This window comes from Fructilactobacillus sanfranciscensis DSM 20451 (assembly GCF_001436035.1).
GTDB lineage: Bacteria > Bacillota > Bacilli > Lactobacillales > Lactobacillaceae > Fructilactobacillus > Fructilactobacillus sanfranciscensis.
In genome coordinates this window covers 1-2144 of record NZ_AYYM01000047.1, presented here as the reverse complement: position 1 = coordinate 2144, position 2144 = coordinate 1, and the positions used below count along the sequence as shown (strand labels likewise).

The window sequence follows — 2144 nt, the reverse complement described above, 5'->3', positions numbered from 1 at the left end:
CAAATCTGTAATACCAGAAGCCTTAGCTTCTTCAACAATTCAATACATTTCTTTGGGAACTGCCTTAGTTTCTGGTAAGAAACGAGTTCCTAAACCAGCAGCAGGAATAATAGCCTTTGTAACTTTTTTCATAAATAAACTCCTTCAAACACTTGAAATTTTTAATTTTAGAATCTTTCAATTCTTGATTTTATTTTTTAATTTTTCATTTATTTAAAAATTATCAATTAGTTATATCAAAAATATGATTGATTATGAATGTCATCACAATTAATCAAGCTTATCATTAAAGCACTCATTAATAATTTTATCATTTAACCTGATTATAATCTAATTGTTAAACCATTTACTTGCAAAATCAGCCATTTTTTGTTGGTATTCAGCTGGCTGAATTTGTTTAGACTGAGCATGTTCTGCACCACGAACAATCCAAATCTCTTTGTCTTTACCTTTATCATTTTTATAATTTTGATAAGCAAATTTGGTTGGTACGAACTTATCGTCACTACCATGAATGATAAATAAAGGAATTTGATTATGTTTCAAAGTATCTGTAGTATTTCCATCAGTAAATTTATAGCCTGCTAAAAATCTAGAATACCAGTTGGCAATTGGTAAAATTGGAAAAGCTGGTAAATGGAATATATCATGTAATTCATGACTCAATTCAGCATTAATGCTTGAGTACCCACAATCAGCAATCGCAAATTTTGTATTAGAAGGAGCTAGTGGTAGCGTGTACATAACCGTTGAGGCTCCCATGCTAATTCCAAATATTCCTAATTCACCGTGTGGATCATACTGATTAACTTGTTTCATCCAGTTAGCCACATCAACACGATCAAGCCATCCGTAACCAATGTATTTTCCAGTACTATCTCCAAATCCACGGTTATCAGGAGCTAATACGTTATAACCATCATTATGAAACATCCGAATATACGTACTCATTCTTCGTGCTGAACCACCATAACCGTGAACTACTACCACTGTTTTGTTAGTTGGTTGATCTGCTGCAAAATAATGAGCTTTTAAGGTTTGCCCATCTTTCGTTTTTTGTGTCCACGTTTGTGAAGGATGACTGTCATACCACTCTGTGTTAGCTTTACTTCTAATTTGATCACTGAATCCGCCTCTTGCAAAAGCAAAATTAAACAAATAATACATTGCGATTCCACCGATGATAATTAAAATGACTAACAAGCTTAGTACCACTCGAACCCACACGTGTTTGTGCTTCATTTTTTGAACTTTTCCTTCCATATTAATCACAACTTTCCTTAAAATAAAAAATGCCTGTTTAATATAGGTATTTTTTATGGATTATTTATCGTTGTTATCGTTTTTGACGTCTTCAGCTTTAACATCTTCAATTACGTCATCTTTAGCAACTTTATTTTTAATGCTCATTAGACTAGTATATTGCAACCACATGATAATTGCCATTACGATGTGTAAAATCCAGCCAACAAAGGGGATAAAGGCAATTACAGCACATACAATTCCAGTTATGAACTTAACTTTTACACTTGATAATTCAATGTTATAACGATTAGCACCTGGCGTATTTTGTGCTTGAATCGTAAAAATTAATCCAGCTACATACAAACCGATTAATGCAACTAGTGGTGATTCGAAACTTAAGATAATAATTGACCCACCAACAATTGGAATTGCTCCAATTGTTTCGATAATTGCTGCTACTAAAGTTAAGTAATACATAATGTTGATTTTAGAATATAAAGTATTTTCCATAATCTACTCCTTGATTTAATCTACTGACATAAACTTAAATGATGCTATTAATTGTAGCATGAAAATTAAATTAACTGTCTAATTAGATTAGCAAAAATAAAAAGATCATTCCAGTTGGAATGATCTTTTAAAGCTAGTTTTAATTAATTTTAGTACCAACCATGTGATTGCCAGAATGATTGAGCACCTGACCATGAACCATAACGTGAAGTTACATAGTTATCAGCAACTCTTTCTTGGTTAGCAGCAGAGTAATCACCATTTAGGTATGATGCTGATAATTGGTATTTACCAACAAATTGACCGTTTTGGGCACCGTAGTTACCACCAGATTCACGACCGGCAATCCAGTCTTTAGCAGCAGCATCGCTACCACTTACTGAACTAGT

At 32.9% G+C, this 2144-nt stretch carries 3 protein-coding genes; all 3 read right to left on the bottom strand.

Annotation, left to right across the window (positions count from 1 at the left end; translation table 11 throughout):
- Nucleotides 1-330: 330 nt before the first annotated feature.
- Nucleotides 331-1263 carry an alpha/beta hydrolase gene (locus tag FD36_RS06280; protein WP_225362004.1) on the bottom strand — a complete coding sequence of 311 codons (933 nt, stop codon included), beginning with the start codon at nt 1261-1263 and terminating at the stop codon, nt 331-333.
- Nucleotides 1264-1323: 60 nt separating this feature from the next.
- The gene (locus FD36_RS06275; protein ID WP_056958845.1) at nt 1324-1755 is read right to left on the bottom strand and encodes a hypothetical protein; all 432 of its coding nucleotides are present in this window, start codon (nt 1753-1755) and stop codon (nt 1324-1326) included.
- A gap of 149 nt (nt 1756-1904) precedes the next feature.
- A partial coding sequence (locus FD36_RS06270) for an aggregation-promoting factor C-terminal-like domain-containing protein (protein ID WP_479682564.1) occupies nt 1905-2144 on the bottom strand: 240 nt, incomplete at its 5' end.